The organism is Dysgonomonas sp. 216, assembly GCF_010501065.1.
In the GTDB taxonomy this organism is placed as follows: Bacteria; Bacteroidota; Bacteroidia; order Bacteroidales; family Dysgonomonadaceae; genus QVMM01.
On record NZ_QVMM01000002.1, the window covers coordinates 96,913 to 120,081 of the forward strand.

At 35.9% G+C, this 23,169-nt stretch carries 20 protein-coding genes; 9 read left to right on the top strand and 11 right to left on the bottom strand.

The features are described from left to right. Positions 1 to 44 precede the first annotated feature (44 nt). Both D0T53_RS01985 and D0T53_RS01990 read left to right on the top strand, forming a co-directional pair. Entirely contained in the window at positions 45 to 2,417 is a 2,373-nt protein-coding gene (locus D0T53_RS01985) for a hypothetical protein (RefSeq protein WP_163264543.1), read from the top strand. A 311-nt stretch (positions 2,418 to 2,728) separates the two neighbouring features. Next, positions 2,729 to 3,622, top strand: coding sequence for an FkbM family methyltransferase (locus D0T53_RS01990; protein ID WP_163264545.1), 894 nt, complete (start codon positions 2,729 to 2,731; stop codon positions 3,620 to 3,622). A 203-nt stretch (positions 3,623 to 3,825) separates the two neighbouring features. Here the strand turns inward: D0T53_RS01990 and D0T53_RS01995 are convergent, their stop codons facing one another. From D0T53_RS01995 to D0T53_RS02005, 3 genes are all read right to left on the bottom strand, one after another. Then, on the bottom strand, positions 3,826 to 4,263 hold the full coding sequence (locus tag D0T53_RS01995; RefSeq protein WP_163264546.1) for a thioesterase family protein: 438 nt from the start codon (positions 4,261 to 4,263) through the stop codon (positions 3,826 to 3,828). Between the two features lie 117 nt (positions 4,264 to 4,380). Then, positions 4,381 to 4,572, bottom strand: a complete 192-nt coding sequence (locus tag D0T53_RS02000) for a hypothetical protein (protein WP_163264548.1) — start codon at positions 4,570 to 4,572, stop codon at positions 4,381 to 4,383. 7 nt (positions 4,573 to 4,579) lie between these two features. Continuing rightward, positions 4,580 to 6,034: an aminoacyl-histidine dipeptidase gene (locus D0T53_RS02005; protein ID WP_163264550.1), complete on the bottom strand. Its 1,455-nt coding sequence runs from the start codon at positions 6,032 to 6,034 to the stop codon at positions 4,580 to 4,582. A gap of 303 nt (positions 6,035 to 6,337) precedes the next feature. On the opposite strand from D0T53_RS02005, the gene D0T53_RS02010 reads away from it, so the two are divergent. Next, complete coding sequence (locus tag D0T53_RS02010) at positions 6,338 to 7,090, top strand: DUF6261 family protein (RefSeq protein ID WP_163264552.1); 753 nt, start codon at positions 6,338 to 6,340, stop codon at positions 7,088 to 7,090. A gap of 99 nt (positions 7,091 to 7,189) precedes the next feature. Here the strand turns inward: D0T53_RS02010 and D0T53_RS02015 are convergent, their stop codons facing one another. Further along, positions 7,190 to 7,978, bottom strand: coding sequence for an RsiV family protein (locus tag D0T53_RS02015; RefSeq protein WP_163264555.1), 789 nt, complete (start codon positions 7,976 to 7,978; stop codon positions 7,190 to 7,192). A 381-nt stretch (positions 7,979 to 8,359) separates the two neighbouring features. On the opposite strand from D0T53_RS02015, the gene rpe reads away from it, so the two are divergent. Genes rpe through glmM form a run of 5 tightly spaced genes read left to right on the top strand, consistent with a single transcriptional unit; the run spans position 8,360 to position 14,585 of the window. Further along, positions 8,360 to 9,013: a ribulose-phosphate 3-epimerase gene (rpe, locus tag D0T53_RS02020; RefSeq protein ID WP_163264557.1), complete on the top strand. Its 654-nt coding sequence runs from the start codon at positions 8,360 to 8,362 to the stop codon at positions 9,011 to 9,013. 4 nt (positions 9,014 to 9,017) lie between these two features. Then, positions 9,018 to 10,979, top strand: coding sequence for a ComEC/Rec2 family competence protein (locus tag D0T53_RS02025; protein WP_163264559.1), 1,962 nt, complete (start codon positions 9,018 to 9,020; stop codon positions 10,977 to 10,979). 42 nt (positions 10,980 to 11,021) lie between these two features. Then, the gene (locus tag D0T53_RS02030) at positions 11,022 to 12,062 is read left to right on the top strand and encodes a bifunctional oligoribonuclease/PAP phosphatase NrnA (protein ID WP_163264561.1); all 1,041 of its coding nucleotides are present in this window, start codon (positions 11,022 to 11,024) and stop codon (positions 12,060 to 12,062) included. Further along, complete coding sequence (locus D0T53_RS02035) at positions 12,059 to 13,168, top strand: DUF4827 family protein (RefSeq protein WP_163264563.1); 1,110 nt, start codon at positions 12,059 to 12,061, stop codon at positions 13,166 to 13,168. The genes D0T53_RS02030 and D0T53_RS02035 overlap by 4 nt, the downstream gene beginning before the upstream one ends. Before the next feature lie 31 nt (positions 13,169 to 13,199). Further along, complete coding sequence (glmM, locus tag D0T53_RS02040) at positions 13,200 to 14,585, top strand: phosphoglucosamine mutase (RefSeq protein WP_163264565.1); 1,386 nt, start codon at positions 13,200 to 13,202, stop codon at positions 14,583 to 14,585. A gap of 32 nt (positions 14,586 to 14,617) precedes the next feature. Here the strand turns inward: glmM and D0T53_RS02045 are convergent, their stop codons facing one another. Genes D0T53_RS02045 through dut form a run of 7 tightly spaced genes read right to left on the bottom strand, consistent with a single transcriptional unit; the run spans position 14,618 to position 21,866 of the window. Continuing rightward, positions 14,618 to 15,721 carry a DegT/DnrJ/EryC1/StrS aminotransferase family protein gene (locus D0T53_RS02045; RefSeq protein ID WP_163264567.1) on the bottom strand — a complete coding sequence of 368 codons (1,104 nt, stop codon included), beginning with the start codon at positions 15,719 to 15,721 and terminating at the stop codon, positions 14,618 to 14,620. Continuing rightward, positions 15,718 to 16,653: a GNAT family N-acetyltransferase gene (locus tag D0T53_RS02050; RefSeq protein WP_163264569.1), complete on the bottom strand. Its 936-nt coding sequence runs from the start codon at positions 16,651 to 16,653 to the stop codon at positions 15,718 to 15,720. Before D0T53_RS02050 ends, D0T53_RS02045 begins: the two co-directional genes overlap by 4 nt. Further along, the gene (locus tag D0T53_RS02055) at positions 16,643 to 17,527 is read right to left on the bottom strand and encodes an FdtA/QdtA family cupin domain-containing protein (protein ID WP_163264571.1); all 885 of its coding nucleotides are present in this window, start codon (positions 17,525 to 17,527) and stop codon (positions 16,643 to 16,645) included. The genes D0T53_RS02050 and D0T53_RS02055 overlap by 11 nt, the downstream gene beginning before the upstream one ends. Before the next feature lie 4 nt (positions 17,528 to 17,531). Further along, positions 17,532 to 18,815: a murein hydrolase activator EnvC gene (locus D0T53_RS02060; protein WP_163264573.1), complete on the bottom strand. Its 1,284-nt coding sequence runs from the start codon at positions 18,813 to 18,815 to the stop codon at positions 17,532 to 17,534. Beyond that, positions 18,812 to 19,639 carry a DUF4292 domain-containing protein gene (locus D0T53_RS02065; RefSeq protein WP_163264575.1) on the bottom strand — a complete coding sequence of 276 codons (828 nt, stop codon included), beginning with the start codon at positions 19,637 to 19,639 and terminating at the stop codon, positions 18,812 to 18,814. The genes D0T53_RS02060 and D0T53_RS02065 overlap by 4 nt, the downstream gene beginning before the upstream one ends. Before the next feature lie 6 nt (positions 19,640 to 19,645). Next, complete coding sequence (locus D0T53_RS02070) at positions 19,646 to 21,391, bottom strand: tetratricopeptide repeat protein (RefSeq protein WP_163264577.1); 1,746 nt, start codon at positions 21,389 to 21,391, stop codon at positions 19,646 to 19,648. Positions 21,392 to 21,434: 43 nt separating this feature from the next. Further along, positions 21,435 to 21,866 (bottom strand): dUTP diphosphatase, encoded by a 432-nt coding sequence (dut, locus tag D0T53_RS02075; RefSeq protein ID WP_163264579.1) that lies wholly within the window; start codon positions 21,864 to 21,866, stop codon positions 21,435 to 21,437. Between the two features lie 816 nt (positions 21,867 to 22,682). On the opposite strand from dut, the gene D0T53_RS02080 reads away from it, so the two are divergent. Then, positions 22,683 to 23,075, top strand: coding sequence for a DUF6769 family protein (locus D0T53_RS02080; protein WP_163264581.1), 393 nt, complete (start codon positions 22,683 to 22,685; stop codon positions 23,073 to 23,075). The last annotated feature ends 94 nt before the right edge of the window (positions 23,076 to 23,169 follow it).

Below are 23,169 nucleotides of genomic sequence, written 5' to 3' on the forward strand. Positions count from 1 at the left end.
AATGACATATTTGTATTTATATTATTAACTAAAGCTTATTGTTTATGAAAAAATTTTACTCTCTACTTATTATGCTGGCTCTGTTACTGCCTGCGGTGGCTGCTCCGAAAGCTGATATAAAGAAAAGGCATCGTGTAAAAACAGAAAAGCTGAACATTGCTGAGGTAATGAAAAGCAACCAGAAAAAAGTTGAAACGCAAAGAACACAAAAAAGCAAGGTTGTTACATTTAATACTCCTAAAATAGCCTCGCGGGCTTCGCAAGGCGAAGGTGTTACTAACTCGTGGAATGATAGTATATTCATGTATTCTGCAGATGGATACATCATTGAAAAAGAATATTATTTGTATGATAATGATGGGAATATAATTTGTGAGGAATTTCATGAGTGGAGTGATACATTGCAAGCACTAATTCCCGAAAGCAAATATAAATATGAATATGCCGATGGGAATATAGTTTTAGAAACCGATTATGAATGGAAAAATAACGCTTGGGCTCAGATTGAACAAATTGAGTATAAAAGGGGTGAAAATGATGTAACTAAATATCATTCAATTTGGAAAAATAACAGATGGATAAGAGACAATGAATACTTCAGTTTCTTCGACCAGCAAAATAGAGATACTCTTAATATTAACTTTATATATGACGATAATTATGTGTTGTTAGATGGATATAAAACTCAACAAGCATATGATGCTTTGGGAAATATAATCTTTCAGGCCAATTATTTGTGGAAAAATAACGATTGGAAAAAACATGATATGTATATATTTGGTTATGATAAATCGGGCAATTATATTTTGGAAGAACAATATTATAGCGATAGCCTTAACCAGTGGAAAGGCTCTTATAAGCAAGAACGTGAATATTTGTACGACCAATATGTAAGTAAAGAGCTTTATTACCATTGGGAGAATGGCACTTGGTTATGCATTCAAAAAACAGAACGCGACTTTGATGCAAGTGCTAATATAACAAGTGAAATCAATTATAGTTACGATTGGGAGTTAGGGCAATTGGTTAAATACAATCATATAAATTATACTAACACATACGACGATGGTTTAATAAAAATGGCTATCGGTCAATATTTGGCTGGTGACGGAAGTTGGATAAACCAAAATAAGACTGAATTTACTTATGATGGCAACCAGAATAATACATCGAAAACCGAATATCTATATACATCTTATATCGACTCAACAGGTGTGCATGAATATTGGCAATCATCGGCTCAATACCTGATGGAGTACGATTCTGATAAAAATGTAACTCGTTACGAGTATAAGACTTATAGTTTTATTCCCGATTCTTCGGGCAACGATATCTATCGTTGGGTTACTCAATTATTGGAAATAAAAAAATACGATTCGAATAAGAATGTAATATTTCTCGAAGCATATATAGGAGATTATGAAGGTCGATCTCTTATTGGTGCTCAAAAATTCAATGCTGCTTTCAAAAATGCAGACGAATTGTATCCTACTTTGTATGAGTATTATTCTTGGGACTATGATAACAACCAGTGGATAGAAAGTTCTAAATACGTAAACGACTACAATGACAATGGAGATTATACATTGGAAGAATATTATTCTTGGAATAAAAATGCTGGTAATTGGGAAGGTAATTACAAAGACGTAACATTATATACCGACGAAGGTTATGCATACATAGCTAAATATTACAATTGGCATAGCTCGGAGTGGGTTTTAAATGAGTACGAAGTTTATTATCCATTCTTCTTAAACAGTAGTAACAACAAAGTTGAAGCAGAAGAAACTACGCCTGTGGGAGACGATAATAAAGGTAAATTCGAACTTGCTCTTACAATTCCGTCCGATGCAACAATTACAGGCTCGTTTATAGTAGAATTTCCGCAAGGATTAACTCTTGATAAAGACGCAACTAAATTGAACGATGAATTTGCTGATAACTTCTATCTTACTTATACTCCGCAAGATGGTAATAAATGGCTGATAGAGATTAAGAAAAACGAAATTCGGTCTTCGTCTTCTCTAATAGTTTACAAAAAAATTATAGATGTTGCTTACACCGTACAACAAGCACAAAGTAACAAGCAGCAAATAATAATGAACAACATAAACTTTGATTTGAGCGATGGAAGCAATATCTCTCAGGACGAAGTAATTGTAAACATTGAAATTAGAAACGCAACAGGAATAGATGCTGATAACACTGTAAGCGGAGTAAACGTATATGCAAACAATAGTGTATTATATGTAAATAGCGATGATGCCGAGCTTGTAAATGTATATGCTATTGATGGTAAATTGCTTTATAATATAGCTATAAACGCAGGACAAAATGAAATACAAGGTTTAACAACAGGAACTCTTGTTATTGTGAAAGGCCAATCGGGCTGGGTGAAAAAAGTAATTATTCAGTAAATATTAGAATCTTAATATAAAGGTTAATGAGATAGTTGTGGACAAGTTCCACAACTATCTTTGTTTTTACAGGTGTGGGTAATTAGGAATGCCCAATTCTTATAAAGCTGTATATGAATAAAACAATGCGAAGAGGGCATATTATATCCTTAAATAACTAAGCTGTGGTGCATTTTAACAACAATAGTTTTTAGGTTTTATTTGAAAGCAACTGTGTTAATAATATGTCAAAGGCTTATTGCCTCATCCGATAAAAACGGTTACATTTGTATTAACAACTAACTGTCTGATTTAAAAACAAACAATAACCAATGGGAATCATAAAAGAGATAAAAAAACTATTTAATAAAAAGAAGAAATTAAGGGAGAGAGCTCAACTTATAAGTTCAATGAGGGAATATTATGATAAGAACCCTCAATTTAAAGACGAAAAAATAGAAGAAGCCTTATCCTATATCGAAAAAAATGGCTGGCATATTTTCCCTTACGAGTTTAACGAAAAATATAAAGCTGACGATATTGATGTATTAACCGATTCCGAGAGTGGTTTACGGTATGTAATGCACAATGGTAATCGTCTCTATTTTAGGCGTAAAACTAAAGAAAGCAGAGTCAAAAGGCATTATTCCCTCCTTTTGTGCGAGCAAGACCCTGAATCGGCCCATTCTTATATATCAGAATCTTTCGGATTCGAAAAAGGAGATATTCTTTTCGACATTGGTGCAGCAGAAGGTAATTTTTCTCTTTCAATGGTTGAAAAAGCTAGTAAAATTTATCTTTTCGAATCGGATAAAGAATGGGACGAACCTTTGAAAAAAACCTTCGAACCTTGGAAAGATAAGGTGGTTATAATACACAAATTTGTATCAGATATAGATTCTGAAACCTGCATAACCATAGATTCTGTGGTAAAAGATCTTGAACCGGGTAGTTCGGTATTTCTGAAAATGGATGTTGAAGGTGCTGAAACATCTGTAATTGCAGGGGCAAAAAAAATATTCGATTCGGGTAATTATAATGTAAAAACAGTCATCTGTACTTATCATGAGGCTAATGATTATGTTGACTTATCGGATATTATGCACCAAAAGAAATATGCAGTCGAAACATCGTCGGGATATATGATATTCTCAAAAGGGAAATTTGTTGCCCCATATTTTAGAAGAGGAGTTATTCGGTGTTCAAAATCTATGATTGTATCTTAATTTGATTCTTATGAGAGCAATAGTGAAGTTTATGCTTTGAAAAAGGACTTTGGATGCAGGATGTCCCTATTCTTCAAATCAGAATAAACGATGTACTGATAGAGATTAAATAAAGGTTAATGAGATAGTTGTGGACAAGTTCCACAACTATCTTTGTTTTTACAAGTGTGGTAGTTTTTTACTTTTGGATTTTAAGAAAAACTTTATTTCTTTTTTCTTAAATCTTTTCCCTCATAAGAACAGATGGCATTTATCCATTCTTCTGTTAAAGGCTTAGATTTGTGCTCTTTCAAATCGTATGTAACCATTGTAGAGCGGCAAATGCATTTCACGTCGTTTGTATCTGTATCGATAAGACGTTGAACCAAATCGAAACTTTTGGTACCGATGGCGGTAACAGCAGTTTGTACGGCAATACTGTCGTCGGCTCCATAAATTTGAGAAATAAAGTCCACTTCGAGATGAACAACTAAAATAGCATCCCTTTCCCAATTAACATTCGGGCAGACAGAGCCAAAATAGTTTGTTTTGCCTAAGTCGTAAAAATTAAGATAAACGGCATTATTTACATGTCCGAATTTATCTACATCGTTAAAACGTATCTGAAGTGGCAGGCTATGCTTAAACAATATATCTTCCATAATTACGTGTTTGAAACTCCAAAGTTATGGTATTTTTATAAATTTCTTATGTTTGCTGAGGTCAAATAAAAAGGATTGTTCGACAGAACAACCCTTTTATCTGAATTTATTATAAGGTCAATTATTCTTTTCCCGACGCCTGAAAAGATATATAAGCAGCAAAGTAAGGAATACACATCCTCCTATCAGGCAAAAATACTCAAATAGCATACCTGCTTTACTGAAAAACGGATATATAAATATAGCCAGCACAGCAGTATATATAAACAATGCTGTACATAAAACCGTCGATCTTTTCGGCTTAATCATAGCTTTGTTATTTTAAACGGGCTAAAGTCGCTTTTAAATAATCGTAGAAAATTGCAACTGTATCAATCTCCACATATTCGTCAGGCGAATGTGCATTCAGTATTGTTGGCCCGAACGAAACGATGTCTAAGCCGGGGGTACTACCCAATATTATACCACACTCGAGCCCTGCATGAACTACATTTACTTTTGCCGGTTTACTGTACATTTCTTCATATAGGTCGCTCATTATATGAAGTACCTTAGCTTTAGCATTAGGTTGCCATCCCGGATATGGGTTTTCTATCTCAACCTTTGCTCCTGCCAAATTGAATACACTCTCTATACTCGAACAAATAGCATCTTTTCGGGTTTCGGACGAACTGCGGGCTAGGAATTTAATTTCGATTTTACCGGCTGAGGATTCAATGGAAGCTAAATTTGAAGAAGACTCTACCGTGCCGGGAAAATCTGTCAACATGCTTATCACACCATTTTGGCATCCTTCAACTGCATTTATCAAACTGTCTTGTACTTCTTCGGGTATTACAGTTGCCGGTAAGTTTGTTTTTTCAACAACCAACAATAATTTATCTTCAATGCCATTATATTCGGCTTTATATGTACTTTCATATTCTTTTACCAGACTTTGCAAATCTTCTTCTCCACCTTTGGGAACAGTTACTACAGCAAACGCTTCGCGAGGAATAGCATTGCGCAACGAACCACCTTTGAATGAGGATAAGCGCACTTCGAAATCGCTTACAGCTTCTTTCAGTAAGCGCATCATTAATTTATTGGCATTAGCCCTACCCAAATGTATTTCTGTGCCCGAATGGCCTCCTTTCAGACCGGTTAAACTTATTTTATAAGCAATATCTCCTTCGGGTGTTTTTTCGTCCTTAAAACCAAAAGAAACATTGATGTCAACTCCTCCCGCACATCCTACACACAAATCTCCTATTTCTTCGGTATCGAGGTTAAGTAAAACAGAACCTTTCAGAAAACCTTGTTTTAACCCGAAAGCTCCTACCATTCCAACTTCTTCGTCTATAGTAAACAGTGCCTCAATAGGGGCGTGTACCAAAGAGGTATCTTCTAAAATGGCCATTATTGCTGCTACCCCGATGCCATTATCGGCGCCAAGGGTTGTAGAATTGGCCTTTACAATATTTCCTTCTACCCGAAGCTCTATCGGGTCCTTTTCAAAATCGTGTTTTACACTGGTGTTTTTTTGAGGAACCATGTCCAGATGCGATTGCAGAATAACAACAGGAGCATTTTCCATTCCTTTCGATGCCGGCTTTTTTATCAGCACATTTCCTGTTTCATCCTGTATGGTCTCTAAGTTTAGCGAATGTCCAAAATCTTTGACAAATGCAGTAACAGCCTTCATCTGCCCTGTAGGACGCGGAATCTGACTTAAATCGTAAAAATGTTTCCATACATTTTTCGGCTCTAACGATAATACATTCTTTGGCATAGTTATTTTAATTTTCTTATTATGTGTGATATTTATTATTTACATATGCTAAGATAGCACTTAAAATTCAGTAGCAGAATAAAACTAATAAATTTAAATTTCATATTAATCTACAGAAAAAGGAGACAGTCTGATTGTTAACAATAGAATAACAGTCTCTTAAAAGTTTGTTAAATAATTGATTGTAAATAAAAAATCAGCGAACAAAAAAGAGCAAACATTTGTTTGTTATTATGAATAGGTATCTACTATTGTTTTATATGTTTTAGTGTTTTTGGTTAACCATTTAAAATTGCTTGCCTTATGAAAATAAAAATGATTAAAACCTACAAGTTACACAACAATGAACATATTGAGTTCATGACCGATGTAAAAAATTTGATTGAGACTACAGGGGCAAGGTATCTGAATGTGGACGATATTTACGAACGGTTTTTAGACCTGTACCAAAAAGAGTATGCAATTGTAAATAAAGAGTCTAAAACCCATTGTAGTAAAATACTAGAGGATTCGGATGCTAAGCGCGACGATTATCACAGGGCTATTGAATTGATTATAAAAGCCAATTTAAGACACCCCGACGAAGACATGCGTAACAATGCGAAAATGTTACAACAAATTTTCGATAAATATGGCGATTTACGCCCACTACCTTATGATGAGGAAACTTTGGCGTTGAAGAAGTTTTGCTCCGATATGGAAGAGCAGAAGGAATTGCTAGCCGAATTTCATTTAGACGAATGGGTAGATATATTGAAAAAAGAAAACGATCAGTTTGAGGAGTTTTTCGAGAAGTACCAAACCAGCTTTGAAAACAGGAGAGTTTCTTTGAAATCGATCCGTAGTAACATCGACCAATTGTATAAAAAGCTTATAAGCAAAATTGAAGCTTTTGCAATAGTAAACGGAGATTGGAAATACCATTCGTTTGTCGACCAATTGAATGGAGCGATAGAAAAAATGCAAAATCAGTTAAATAGAGGCGATAACAATGACAATTTCAATGCTTCAAACACTAAACAACAAGGAGCAATATCTCCCGAAACTTTCTATTGATTAGTATTCTGTTTTTTTATAAGGCGCAAAATAGATTAAATACAATAATAAAGCCCGAATGTTCATTCGGGCTTTATTTATATGATTATACATACGATATTATTTCTTTTGAATCAGTATCTCCGAGTATTCGGGTTTTAAAAATTCTTTCACTTTTTCGTATGGTATAAAAGCTTTGATAATTCCCGATGAATACGGTGCTATTTCATACTGATTGTAAACGTAAGTTATCCCGTCGGCATTAATATAAAAGTTGCCATTTGGTTGTATACTGTCAATTTCGAAAAGAACATCGTGAATGCTCTCGCCGTACTTATCCTGTAACGATTTGGTAATGAGTTGCGAGATATTTTGATTGTTTTCATCGCCAAATAGTTCTTTTTCTTTCAGCAGTAATGCTTTTTGCATATCAATGTTATAATAACTTTCGATGTAAGAACCATGAGCTCCACCCATATAGCTTTCGTTAGTTGTTTTTACTATAACAATGTTTTTTAGCGAATCGTCAATTATTTCAGTTTTTATCGTTTGATACAAATCTCCGAAGAAAGCAGCCGATTCACCACCAAAATCTCTTGCGATATCTACATATTCATCCATCAGACTCTTTTCATAAGCTTCAAAAGCTCCCTTAGGGCTGCGTCCGGCATAATCCTTACCTGCAAATGCTAATACAAACAATTTCTGTATGTTAGCCAATAAGGTGTCGTTTGCATAAGTAGAAGGATAAACAAACTCAAGATTTAATTTCATGAAAGGCTTAGCCGAATCATTCGAAATGTAAATAGTCCTTTCGGTCGCTAAATGCTCGAAAGTAGGTTTAGGATCGGGTGTTGTACACGAAAATACCACCCAGACAGAAGCTAGTAAAACAAAGAATTTTTTCATATTATTTCAAATAAACATTGTATTAAACAATAATATTAAAAACCAAGCGTTTGTATAGTAAGTTAAAATCAAAAAGTAATAAAGCCTATGAGCAAAAACTCTACACTCAAAGTTAATAAACTTATCGACAAAAAAAACAGTGGCCCATCATTAAAAACAACGGAGTTCTTAAAGATGTTCGCACGATCGTATAAAGTCGAGCAATCTTTACCGAAAGGAATTAAAGAAGTTTATACAAATTAATGGAAAAATTTAACGAGTAACAGCCTTATTATTAGAATGTAATGAGGCTGTTTTTGTTGCTCTGATATTTACTTGTAAAAGCCCGATATTTATCAATCTATTTTTTGTACTTTTGTAACTAAGCAAAAAGATAGTTTTATGAGTCACAAAGTAGCCCCATCGTTATTATCGGCAAACTTCCTTAACTTACAGGCCGATATCGAAATGATAAATAACAGCGAAGCCGATTGGATTCACTGCGATATTATGGATGGAGTATTTGTTCCTAATATTTCGTTTGGCTTTCCCATATTGGAAAAGGTAAAAGAAGTAGCAAAAAAACCTCTTGATGTGCATTTGATGATAGTTCAGCCCGAAAAATTTATCGAGCAGGTAAAAAATGCCGGAGCATATATGATGAACGTACATTACGAAGCATCGACCCATCTTCACCGTACAATAGCTGCAATACACGAAGCCGGAATGAAAGCCGGGGTTACACTTAACCCACATACACCTGTAACATTGCTGAATGATATATTGCACGACGTGGATATGGTTTTGCTGATGAGTGTGAATCCGGGATTTGGAGGACAAAAATTTATAGAACATTCTCTTTCGAAAGTTAGCCAGCTAAAAGAAATAATACTGAAAAAAAATCTCAACACATTGATTGAAGTTGATGGTGGTGTTAATCTGGAAACGGGAAAAAAACTTGTAGAAGCAGGAGCAGATATACTTGTGGCAGGTAATGCCGTGTTTTCGACTTCCAATCCTGCCGAAACAATACACAAACTAAAAAGCCTGACATGAAACGATGACGGATTTTTTGCATAAAACTCCGTTTCTTCGCTTTCTGATACCTCTAATAGTAGGTATTCTTATTCAATATTACTTATATGTCCCTACAAGTATAGGCTTTATTCTGTTGTTCGCGGGGTTGGCAATAATGCTGGTTTCGTTTTTTATTAATCCTCAAAAACAATTTGGGTTAAGATGGTTATTTGGTGCCGGACTATTTTCCTGCCTCTTTGCGTTTGCTGTATTTCTGACTACCCATAGTCAACAAAAGGCAACATTCAGTTTCCCCGATAATAAAGAATCTTATCAGGGCTTAATAATAAACAGTCCGCAAACAAAGGAAAATTCAATAATGTGTGAGGTAAAACTCGACAACCGGAAGAAAGTAATATGTTATTTGCAACCGGGTATACGAAGCAGGCAGCTGCAAGTAGGCGAAAACATAATGTTTTTCGGAAAAATTGAGCCATTCAAAAACTTTGGTGATCCCGATGAATTCGATTATGCACACTATATGTACAATAAAGGATTTTCGGGTTCGGTTTTCTTATATTCTTCCAACTGGGAAACAACAGAGGGTAAAAGTTTCTCTCCTTCGACAATAGCGCTCGGCTATCGGGATAAAATACTTCAATTTTATAAATCGTTAAACCTCGATGAAGATTCTTATGCCATGCTTGCCGCTTTAACCGTTGGCTATAAAGATTCTTTATCCGACGACTTGAAACAATCGTTCCGAAAAACCGGTACAGCGCATGTGCTTGCATTAAGTGGGTTGCATACAGGCATAATTTACGGAATCATTCTGTCAATATTAGGACTTTTTATTCATCGCATCAATTGGAATAAATATGCACAGGTTTTTATTATTGCTGTTCTTTGGTGTTATGCTTTTGTAACAGGGCTTTCGCCTTCCGTTATCAGGGCTGTAATAATGTTGTCAATTATTTGTGTTGCTCACATATACAATAGGAGAGGGCTGACTTTTAACAATATTTCTTTTGCTGCATTTGTAATGCTCGTTTATGAGCCTTTCTATGTTTTTGATATGGGCTTTCAACTTAGTTTTGCGGCTGTATCGGCAATTTGCTTTTTTCATCCTTACTTGTCATCAGTACAGATTAAAAACAGGTATTTACGATCGGGCTGGAATCTTTTCACTCTGTCGATAGCGGCACAATTGGGCACTCTTCCCTTGTGCTTATATCACTTCGGCACTTTCCCTACTTATTTCTTTATCAGTAATATGTTGGTTGTACCTCTTATTTCCCTCATATTGTACACAAGTATGATTATGGTGGTAATAAGTTTATTTTCTACTATCCTTCCTTCGGTAATATCTTCGGTTATTATGCTGTTGCCAACTGCAATATTCGGGTTACTGATAAAGATACTGATGTTTGTAGTTCATTTTTTTGAAGGTCTTCCGTTTGCGTTGATCGAAAATATTAAGGTATCGATGTTTGGCATGCTATTTTTCGTGTGTGCAATAATTAGCTTATTAGCGTTTCTTATTCATCGCAGGTCTAAAACTCTTATTGTTTCTCAAGTATTTGTACTTCTGATTATGCTGAATTTTCTGGCAGAAAATTATTTACTAAAAGATGATATATTAAAAATATATAGTAGCAATAACAATTCTATAATAAAGTGGAACAATGGGAGGCAAATTCATGTTTTGGATTCGATAAATCAGTACCGATTAATTCCTCTGGGTAACAAAGTTTTGTTGTCAACTAAAGCCAATTACTGGCAGGTAAACGAAGATGGTAATAGGCCTATAATAGATTATTTGCACATTTTTAAATCCGATACCATTTCTTTATATTCTTTAACTCAAACATTTTCTATCAAAAATGTGATCATAGACCGTTCATTATCAGTTCGTAACCGTAATAGAATAAAAAGAGAATGTGAAAATATGGATATTCCGTTGCACGATATGGCTGAAAAAGGTATGTTTAGGTCAATTTTTTAATTATTTTTGTTAGAATATTTTCTGAAAGAGCCAATTAATATAATGATTACTAAAGTAATAGCACAAGATAAGATTTCGAGGGTAGAGGATCTTCTTAATGACAATGAAAAAGTTGTTATAGTAACACATGTATCGCCCGACGGTGATGCGGTAGGCTCTTCACTGGGATTATTTCATTATCTTAACGATTCGGGCTACGAAGTAACGATAATTGTGCCGAATAATTTCCCCGATTTTTTGGCTTGGCTTAAAGGATCAAAAGATATTCTTAATGCAGAGAAATATCCCGAATATGCCGAAAAACTTATATCGGAAGCCGATATTATCTTCTGTCTTGACTTTAATACGCCCAAGCGTATAAATCAGCTTGGACCATGGGTTGAAGCTTCGAAGGCAAAAAAAGTTCTTATAGATCATCATCCCCATCCGTTGGATTTTTGCGACATTACAATATCGCATCCCGAAATATCTTCGACAAGCGAACTGGTTTTCAGATTAATCTGTCGTATGGGCGATTTCGACGAGATAAGTAAAGTTGGAGCCGAGTCCATATATACAGGAATGATGACCGATACAGGCGGTTTTACATATAACTCTAATAGCCCCGAAATATATTATATTATAGGTCAGTTATTAGCAAAAGGGATTGATAAAGACCAAATTTACGCAAATGTTTACCACGATTATTCAGCCGATCGTTTTCGGATGTTAGGCTTTATGTTGTGCGAAAGAATGCGTATATTTCCCGAATATAACGCTGCTCTTATCTGGCTTTCGAAAGAAGAGCAAACTCGTTTCAATGCAAAAAAAGGGGATACCGAGGGCTTTTCGAATCTTCCGTTAAGCATAAAAGATATTTCTTTCTCCACTTTTATGAGAGAAGATAACGATATGATAAAAATGTCGTTTCGCTCTGCCGGAGACATTCCTACCAATTCATTTGCCTCTAAGTATTATAATGGAGGCGGACATCTGAATGCGTCGGGGGGAGAATTTTTTGGAACACTGGATGAAGCGATAAAAATATACGAAAAAGCACTACCCGAATTCTTCAACAACTTAAAACAACAAACCGATAAATGAAAAAACTGATCTCAGGCATAGTCCTGCTAATATTTATTTCTATTATTGCCGCATCGTGCAGTAAAACAGAAACGTATGCCGATAAACTAAAATCACAAAGTAAGGCTATAAGCAGGTTGATGAACGACAGTGGTTTCTACACTACAAGTTCTTACCCAACTGACAGACCTTTTGATGAGGGTGAATTTTTCTCTGAGTCCAACCACGGAGTATTTTTTCATGTTATCGATTCGGGTAATGGAAACCGTGCTGAACAAGGAACTGAAGTTACTGTAAGAATTCGAGGTACATATCGGCTTTTAAGCGATGCTATAACAGATAGTACGGCATGGGATAATACCCGACCGGGATTTGAAAATGAGTATATGAACTTTACCTATGGAAATACAAGTACATATAAATATTCAAGTTCTGCTTATGGTGTTTACAACTATATGTTTACGTCAACAGGTTTAACTGTCCCTTTAAGTTATGTTGGAGAAAATGCCATTATAAAAATGATAGTGCCCTTTGGGGTAGGTTCTGCCTATCAGTCAAACTATTACGATCCTGTTTATTTTGGTTACATTAAATACGAATTTAGTAAAAAACAAGGAGAAGTTGAAATTCCGGAAGCCGAACAAAAAGCCATTAACGACCTGATAGCTGATTCGGGGATAATTGTCCTAAACGAATACCCATCTGATGGAGTGTTTGCCGAAAACGAGTTTTATTATCACAAAAGAAGTGGTGTATATTTTAATGTAGTAGACGAAGGATACGGACGACAAATAGATATTAACGACCGTCAGAAAGTACAAGTGACGCATTCGAATACTACTCGCCCGATGTTTGATGCTACTGCTATTTTTTCGAACGAAGCCGATCCCGACGATATTATAAGCTTCTATTACGGACAAGCAAGTACTTATACCGAAAAAGATGCTTCGAACGGGTATTCTAATTATACATTCAAATCGAAAGGTATGACTATACCTTTAGGCTTTGTACGAAACGGAGCTATTGTAAAAATGATAGTGCCCAGTATCTCAGGATCTACCGTGCAAAAACTGAACGAAGAGTTCGTATACTTCGGTAAAATACAATATTCTTTTGATGAAGAATAAACTTTAAGAACCAAACAAAAGAACTCGTGTTATGACACTAATAAAATCAATATCCGGAATAAGGGGTACAATAGGAGGGAGTGTAGGCGAAGGTCTGAATCCGTTGGATACCGTTAAATTTGTTTCGGCATACGGTATATTCATTAAAAAAACAACACAGATAAAAAGCAACAAAATTGTTGTAGGGCGTGACGCTCGTATATCGGGAGCAATGATGGAGCAGCTTGTTGCCGGCACATTAATGGGACTGGGTTTCGATGTAGTAAACATTGGTTTGGCTACTACACCAACAACCGAAGTAGCTGTAACTGCCGAAAACGCTTGTGGTGGAATTATTCTTACAGCAAGCCATAACCCAAAGCAATGGAATGCCTTAAAGCTGTTAAATGAAAAAGGTGAATTTTTAAATGCAGCCGAAGGTGCCGAAGTATTACGTATTGCTGAGGCTGAAGAGTTTATTTATGCAGATGTAGATAACCTTGGAAATGAAATAAAAGCCGATTATACCGATTATCATATAAAAGCCGTGCTCGATTTGGAGCTTGTTGATGCAGATGCTATAAAAGCTGCAAACTTTAAGGTAGCTATTGATTGTGTAAACTCGGTGGGCGGTGTTGTTCTGCCCAAGCTTTTAAAAGCATTGGGTGTAAAAGATATTGTTGAACTATATTGCGAACCTAACGGACAATTTCCTCATAATCCGGAACCCTTACCCGAGAACCTGCAAGAAATATCGGGACTGATGAAAAAAGGAGGAGTTGACGTGGGCTTTGTTGTAGACCCTGATGTTGACCGCCTTGCTATTGTTTGTGAAGATGGCGAAATGTTTAACGAAGAATATACTCTTGTGGCTATTGCCGACTACGTTCTGCGCCATACTCCCGGAGCTACAGTTTCGAATTTAAGTTCGAGCCGTGCTTTGCGCGATGTTACACACCGTTTTGGATGCGATTATTATGCTGCCGCCGTTGGTGAGGTTAATGTTACAACTAAAATGAAAGAAGTTAATGCTGTGTTTGGAGGAGAAGGGAATGGCGGGGTCATTTATCCTGCAAGCCACTACGGGCGCGATGCTTTGGTTGGTATTGCTTTATTTCTGACACACCTTGCTAAAGAAAAGAAAACAGTTAGTCAACTAAGAGCAACTTACCCGCAATATTACATAGCAAAGCAGAAAATAGAATTAACTCCCGATATTGATGTCGATGCGATTCTGAAAGCTGTTAAAGACAAATTTGCAGGTTTTGATGTTACCGATATAGACGGAGTGAAGATAGATTTTACCGAAAAATGGGTACATCTTCGAAAATCGAATACAGAACCGATAATCAGGATTTATTCCGAAGCTTCGACAATGAAGGATGCTGAAACAGCCGGGGCCGAGATTATAGATATAATAAAATCGATGGTTAAATAATGATAGAAAGGGGTTGCTGAATTAGTAGCCCCTTACCATTTATTTAAAACTTCAATTACTTTATCTGCTTCTTCCTGTGCGATTCCAAAAAATAAAGGTAGGCTAAGAACTTCCTGATGTATTTTTTCGGTTATCGGATAACTGTCTTTTTCCCATTCTTTATAAGCTTCTTGTTTATGCGGGGGAATGGGGTAATGTACTTGTGATTGAATACCGTTATCTAATAAATATTTTTTTAAGCTATCTCTTTGTTGGGCTCTTATAACAAACAGATGAAAAGTGTGCTCTTCGGGTTTTCTAAACTCAGGGAGTATAATTTTAGGATTTGATATGCTTTTCAGATAGTGTAGGGCAATATTACGCCTTGTTTCAATATCTTCGTCCAGATACTTTAGTTTTGCGCTTAAAACGGCTGCCTGTATTTCGTCCAAACGCGAGTTTATCCCTTTATATTGATGTACATACTTTTCTTTCGAGCCGTAGTTCGCAATGCTTCTGATAGCATCTGATAATTGTGCATCGTTTGTAGTAACAGCCCCGGCATCGCCCAAAGCTCCAAGATTTTTTGTAGGATAAAAACTAAAAGCCGAAGCATCGCATAAATTTCCGGTTTTACTATTGTTGTATACAGCCCCATGTGCTTGCGCAACATCATCAATGAGTTTCAGGTTGTATTTTTCCGATATAGTTTTTAGAGGCTCCATATCACAAACCTGCCCATAAAGATGAACAGCCAGAATGGCTTTCGTTTTATCGGTTATTTTCTCCTCAATTTTGGATGCATCCAGATTATAAGTATTAATATTGGGTTCAACCAGCACAGGTATTAAACCACTTTCGGTAATAGCCAGAATGCTGGCAATATAAGTATTTGCCGGAACAATAACCTCATCACCTCTGCTAAATACTCCTATCTCAATATAAGCCGAAAAAATTAGCCGTATAGCATCCAATCCGTTCCCTACGCCAATGCAGGAGCTTGTACCGCAATAAGCCGCAAACTCGTGTTCGAAATTGCTACATTCTTTTCCGTGTATGTACCATCCGGATTGTGCAACTCTTAAAACAGTGTCGTTTATTTCGGCTTGATGCCGTTCGTTTACACGTTTAAGATCGAGAAAAGGTATCGTTTTCATTTTATGTCAATCAAATAAGTATCGTATACTATTGCTCTGGCGCCGAAGCCTTCTTTCTGAAATATCAGCCCCGAATTAAGGTATAGTCCTCCATTTTCGGTAGATATTCCGAAATCAAAGTATCTTTTATCCGAAAAGTATCTGTTGATGAGGGTATCAAATAAAAGGTCTAATGCCCCGATTTGTTTTCCCCGTTCATTTGCCGAGATATACTGGATATGTGCAACAGAATTGGTTTCGAAGATTAGGCTTCCTGCAATAATTTCGGTATTCTCCGATACTGTGAATAACTTTATGTTATCGGGGAATTTCGACTTCAAATATTGAATTTCGGCTAAAGAATGCACCGGTTTCGCATTATACCTGATACGTAAGTTTTCGTCTAAAACATGCCAAAAACCGTCTAAAGAAGAATTTTCTAATATTTGTAATTTAAAGCCAGAGGCTTTTTTTACCTGTTTTTTTCGTGACTGCCCATAAGGTTGCTTATTTGCTAATTCTATTGTCGACGAAACTGTTCTTGACGACAGAGAAGCTCCATTTCTGAACAGAGCATATAAATCTTCTTCTGCAGGATAGTTGTGATAGATATGTGGAATGGCTTTATAGTAAAATGACTTAATACCAATATTTTTTAAATACGCTGTGAGTAACGAAAAAATATTCAATATATCGTCTGTCTTAATATGATGCGATAATACCAGTCCTCCGTAAGTAAGACCTTGATGTGAATAAAAAATGTCATCTGATATATTTGCAGGCAGAATAGCAATGAGTTTATCTTTACTGTAAAACATCAAGGAATGATCTTTAAATCTGTCCGAATGATATTCCATAAAATCGCGGCAGAATAAAAATGTTCCGTTTTTTGATGAAAGGACAAAATTATCCCACAAAGCCTTATCTTCCGCAGTATATTGTTTAATCAACATCAGGTTTGTAGTTTTTAAAGTCCGAATATTTACGAATATAATCTTCCGATTCGTATATATGTGATGTTAAAACTAAACTTACAGCCCCCGACGAAAAATTCTTTTCTACCGCCCAAATTCCGGGGGGTAAATATAGTCCCATCATGGGCCTGTTTAATGTAACAATCCGTTTGTTTACCCCATCGTCCAGTTCTACATCAAAACTTCCACTGACCGCTATTAAAAACTGATGGCAATATTTATGTGCATGCCCACCCCGTGTTTGACCTGATGGAATATCATATATATAAAATACACGGGCAATATCGAACGGAATATTTTCGGAATTATGTATGGGTGTAATATTTCCGGCCCGGTTTCTTATAACGGGAAGTTCAATAAGATTGCAATCATACACAGTATTATTTGCCGGGTTAAAGGGTTCTTTACTAGGTCTGTTTTTTAATAAAACAGTATTATTACCTTCCGATAAGGGTTCTTGCTTTATGTATCGTTTAAAATCTCTGTAATTGCGGATATAATCATCTTCATCAAAAGGCTCGGATGTGATTATTAAACATACCGAGTTTGTCGAAAAATTCTCTAAAGAACGCCACATTTTGCTAGGAACGTATAAGCCTTTATACGAACGGTTAAGCGTATGCCTGCGTACCTGAGTCCCATTGTCGAGAACAACATCGAAACTTCCTGACAGAGCGATAATAACCTCCTCTTGGCTTTTGAATGCGTGACTACCACGAACCTGTCCTCCCGGAACGTCATAAATCCAGTAAACCCTTGCAATATTGAAAGGTATCTGGTCTAAGGCTTCGGCAAAGGAAAGATTTCCCCTTCTGTCCTCTATTTTCGGAAAATCAATAATTCGTTCACGCATAGTATTATTGTTTAAGCCATTGTTCGGGATTAAGAGTACCCGATTTGTGTTTTATCGCAAATTCAAGAATTGTTGCACCATTATCGGGATCGGAAAATATTTTACCTAAATTCTGTCCGGCTTTTACTTCTTGTCCTTCTTTTACATAAACATCCTTAACATTAGAATACAAAGTCATATAGTCTCCATGACTTACAACAATCGTATTATTATACCCGCGGGAAGGTCTTACGATAAATATGGTTCCGTTAAATACGGCCTTTGCTGTGGCGCCATTTTCGGTTCTTATCTGAATTGCCGTATTGCGTATCGAAGCAGTAGGAACCGTGGGATGAGGTTGTATACCATATTTTCCTACAATAGTTGCTCTTTGAGCCACAGGCATCGGTATTTTTCCTTTATTGGAGGCAAAGCTACTGGTTAACTTGTAGTTTCTTTCAACAGTTTGTGCCCCATCTATTTTTTCTATATCTTTCGATGTAAGCTTTGTGCCTTTAGCCTTTTCTAACCGTGCTTTTTCTTCTGCTATGCGTTTGGCTTCACGTTCGCGGCGGGCATACTCCTCGGCAATAATACGGTCGATCTGTTTACTGAGCTCCTGTGCTTGTTGTTGCTGTTTTTTTACTAGTGCAGTAAGCTCTTTTTCCTGCTTTTTGGCTTCTCCCATATCTTTATTCAGGTCGGCCTCTTCTTTTTTAAGATTGTCTTGTTCCTGTTTACGCTGAGAAAGCAATGCAAGTTTTTCACTCTTCTGTTTGTCTAGCTCTTCTTTCTTAGCCACCAATTCTTTTTGCTGCTTTTTAATATCTTCGGCTTGTTGATTACGCCACTCCGAATATTCTCGCAAGTATTTCATTCTCCGAAACGATTCGGTAAATGATTTTCCGGAGAGAACGAACATCAGATTATTTTGATTTTGTCTTCTCGACATCACTCCCTCTATAGCTGTTGCATACTGTCCTCGTTTTTCTTTGAGTTCGCCTTCCAGCATTTTAATTTCCGATTCGGTTTTCTTTTGCTCGGCAGAAATAGCTCTTATTTCGCTATTTAATACAGCTAACACTTGTTGACGGAGTTTTACTTGTTCTCTGTTCAGCGTTATCTTATTCAGTAGCGAGGCTGCTGTTTTTTTAGTGTTGGTTATCAGGTGAGTATTGTTTGCAATTTGCTCCAATATCTTCTTACGCTGTTCCTCTAATTTACGAGTATCTCCATTTTGCCCGTAAACCACAAATCCGGTAAAAAGCAAAATAGAAGTAAATAGTATGGTTTTTATCGTAAATCTCATTTCATATAAGCCTTAATAATATCCCGTATCGATGATTTTTCGTATTTATTAGGAACAGAATAGTCTATTTTTACTTCTTTGTCAATATCAAGTTTCTGATAAGATATCTTTACATCCATTCTCATATCTTTAACTTCTACATTTGCAGTCATCGATGTTGGATATATGTTATTTGCATCTTTGATAAAATCGTTATACGACCATTGCAAGGTATACAACTTTTCGGGAGAAAAAATCAGTGTAGAGGCAATACGATCCGAGGCATCTATTGCAAAATTGTAAAGAATTCCCGATTTATCTTTCACCTTAGCCAAATACATTCCCGAAGCAATATCTACATCATAGTTTTTATATTCGTCTTCAGTAATATTTTGTTGTCCCGGAAGAAACAACGCATTAGTTAGTAACGATTGAAGATTATAGTAGTTGAATACAATTTTGCTGCTTAATCCTGTCATGCTTTCAGCCGCATATTTTTTATTGTAGCGGTCTATCATGAATACCGAGTCGGGGGTTAGAGTTAACCGCATAGCCTCGACACCAAGAAAAGGACGTATGGATATTTGAAGGACACTATCGCGAACAAGTTTCATAAAACTTCCCGTTTTAAATCCCTTTTTAGAATTTGCAGCCTGAAACTCAATATCCACTTTTCCGCTGATCGCTTTATATCTTAACTCTTCGTTAAGGACGTCCGATATAAGCTGTTTTTTTGATTTTGACTCTAAACTGCCGCTACTGCCTACAATCGCTTTTTTTGAACCACAGGCTGTAACCATAAGTAGCAGCAAAACAAATGCCGATGCTTTTATAATATTTCTCATAAATTTTTATTCTGCTATATAAGTTTTTGTTTCTATTTTGCGGTCAAGAGTTGTCGAATCACTGTCTCCTTTTTCTTTTGCTTTTATCCAATATTCAAGAGCTTCTTCCTGATTATTTAATTTATAAAGCACATCGCCATAATGTTCAAGAACTTCCGAGCTTGTTTCCTTCTCCTTTTCTTCACTATATTTAACTGCGTTCTGTAAGTATATTTTCGAGGTAACATAATCGCCCTGCACAAACATAATCCAACCATAAGTGTCGAGATAAGTCGGATTTGTAGGTTCGGCTTTAACTGTTACGCTACTCATTTTTTCGGCTTTTTCGAGATTCTTTTTCTCAATTGCCAGAAAATAACTGTAGTTATTAAGTACCCCCAAATTTTGAGGGTTATATTTTAATGCTTTTTCATACTCGATGTACGAACTGTCTTTTTTGTCCAATTCGTGGTAAAGGCTGCCTATGAGACTGTGAAATTCTGATAATAGCATAGGGTTTCCTACTTGTTCTCCTAAAACAGCTCCTTCACGCAACGATTTCATTGCGCTGTTATATTCTTTTTTCTGATAATGGCCTACTCCTAAATAAAAATAAAAGAGAGGTTCTTCGGGTAAATATGAAATAGCTGTTTCGCATATTTTTATTTGTTCGTCCAAACTGTCGTTTGGTACCGATTTCAGGAGTTGTTCCCATGCAAACGGATTGGTAGGATTGGCTTCGGCAAATATTTGAAACTGAAAATGTGCATCCGAATTTTTTCCTTGTTGCATTAATAAATTACCAAACATAAAGTTTAGTTTCGGTTCTTGCGGGTTTTCTACCAATAGTGTGTCGAACAGAATATTAGCTTCCTTGGTGTCTCCATCTTTTTCCTGTAATACTCCAACGTATTGTCCTAAAATAGTTAGTTTGGTATCTATATCGAGTTTACGGTTTAGCAAAGCCGAATACATTTCTTTTTGGGCTGCCTCCTTATTATTTATTTTCTCGTAATAATTTGCAAGTGCCGCTATCAGATAAGGATCATCTGAATCTAGGGCCTGTCCTTTTTGGTATATATCAAAAGCCTCGGTTGTTTTATTATCTTGTAAATAAATATTTCCTAACAATATGTAGTATCTTATTTGTTCGGGATATTTGTCAATATATTTTTGTATTTCGGCATATCCTTCTTCTTTACGATCGAGTGCAGAATATAATTGAAATTTTTGCAGGCTGATTTTTTCATTCATACCAACCAACTCTTCTAAATTGTCGAGTGCTTTTATCGCATTATCGAAGTCTCCGTTTAAGCGATAGGCTTCAGCCAAATACAAATAAAGTTCATACTTGTCGGGGTTTACCGATGTTAAGTATTTGTATCTGTCAATTGCTTCGGTATATTTTTGAAACTCGAGACACATTGTAGCTAAAGCTTCGTTGTAATAAAAATTTTGAGGATCGTAGGATACTGCTTTTTTATAAAAGTCAAGTGCTTTACTTTTTTCGTCTAACGATACGTAAAAATTGCCAAGCTCATAAAGAACCGTTGCATTTGTTGAATCTATCTGTAAACAATAATTGAGTAAATCGAAAGCTTCGTCATACCTTTCAGCTGTTTTAGCTATCAGGGCATCGTAAAAATAGTAATCGAATTTGCGTTGTTCTTCGGTTGTCAATTTTACTTTCCCCGATTGGGCAAGAGTTGCTTCTCCGACACAAAAGAAAAGTAAAAAGGAAGCCAGGCTTATATGTATAATCTTTCTCAGCATAAAATTTGTTGTTTTGTTAAGGAAAACCTCGAAAGTAAAAATATTACTTTCCGGTATGCCCAAAGCCTCCCGCTCCGCGCTCAGTGTCGCTAATGGATTCTACTTCAACCCATTCGGCTTGCTCATGGGCTGCTATAACCATTTGGCAAATACGTTCTCCGTTTTTTATAACAAAATCAGTATCGGATAAGTTGACAAGTATAACTCTAATTTCGCCACGGTAATCGGCATCAATTGTTCCGGGTGTATTTAAAACTGTTATTCCATGTTTTATTGCCAAACCACTGCGAGGTCTTACCTGAGCCTCGTATCCTTCGGGTAATTCGATAAACAATCCTGTAGAAACAAGAACCCTTTGTAAAGGTTTCAGTATTATATCTTCATCTATATTTGCTCTTAAATCGACACCTGCCGAATATTTTGTTGCATATTGGGGTAGGGGATGATTCGATTTATTGATAATTTTTATTTTCATACTAAATAATTTGCTTGGTATACTATTAACTTGCGAAAATAATGAATTCTTTGCAATGAGTTTAACAAATTGATAAAAATTAAGACCTTAGCCATTCTTCCTTTTTTAATATTTAAGTGCGATTTCTGGTAAAACCTTATGGGGTATTATCGCCCTTTATCTTAACTACCCCCTGTTCACATTGTATTATTCTCCGTTATTTAAGCATATTTATGCTTTAAAATTACAAATTTCGATTGTTTATTGGCAATATAAAACTCTATGTAAGAGACTTTGCCTTAAATGTATTTGTTACATATACAGCGTGTTACTGATTTAATGGGCTGTGTAAAAACTATATCATGAACTTTATCCCTTCATTTTCACATTTTCATGGTCTAATTTTACATCCGAGCTCTTTATTTATTTCGTATTAATTTTTTGAGATAAACTGCCTCGCAAAAATTTCTTTTCTACTTTAGGTGAAAACTGATATTGCATTCTATGAATAAATCTTGCTGAATGCAATATCAGGAAAGAGAATAAGAAAGAGGCATAAACTATTTTGGCTAAAGCAGCAATAGATATTCTAGGTAATGAGGCAGAAGCAAAGTACCCCCTCACACTTTCTTCTGCCTTTTTTCTAAAAAACGATTGCAAAGCAAATTATATAATGAAAAAGAATTGAATCTGGATACTATGAAAATACATATCTAAAAAGCAGCAATAGATACGTTGTTTAAGGTTATCAGGGCAAAAGTTATTTCCACACAACTTTTGCCTCTTTTTTTGGTTTTTAAATATTTACGTCTTACATTTGTGGCAATGTTTCGGAATATGTCCATATCGTTTATTTTTGTAGCTATCGCAATGCTAATAGCACATGCTGCAATTCCTCATCATGACCATGGGGATAGGATATGTTTCGAAAAAGAACAAACCGCAGATTCGCATTCGCACAGTAAAGAAAACCAAAAAGGTAAGTCGGATAGTTGTTGCCAGCTTGATAAACAAGATGTTATTCGTAAGAATAATGAGGAGTTTAAAGTGAATGACTGCCATAACGGATTGATGTGCGATTATCATTTTCCGCCTATACTGTTGTTTTTGGGCGATTTCTTTTGTTTATCTCCTGCTCCGCCCGAGATATTGAACAAACCTTATTTAAATCTGTACGCTTCGGCATGTTTATATGCTGACAATTCGTATCGCGGGCCTCCACAAGCTTAGTCCCTTCATTGTTGTATTTGCGAATAGTAAATACAAAATCATTTAACAATCATTTTTTATCTGTTATTCGAAAGAATGACCTTTACACACATTT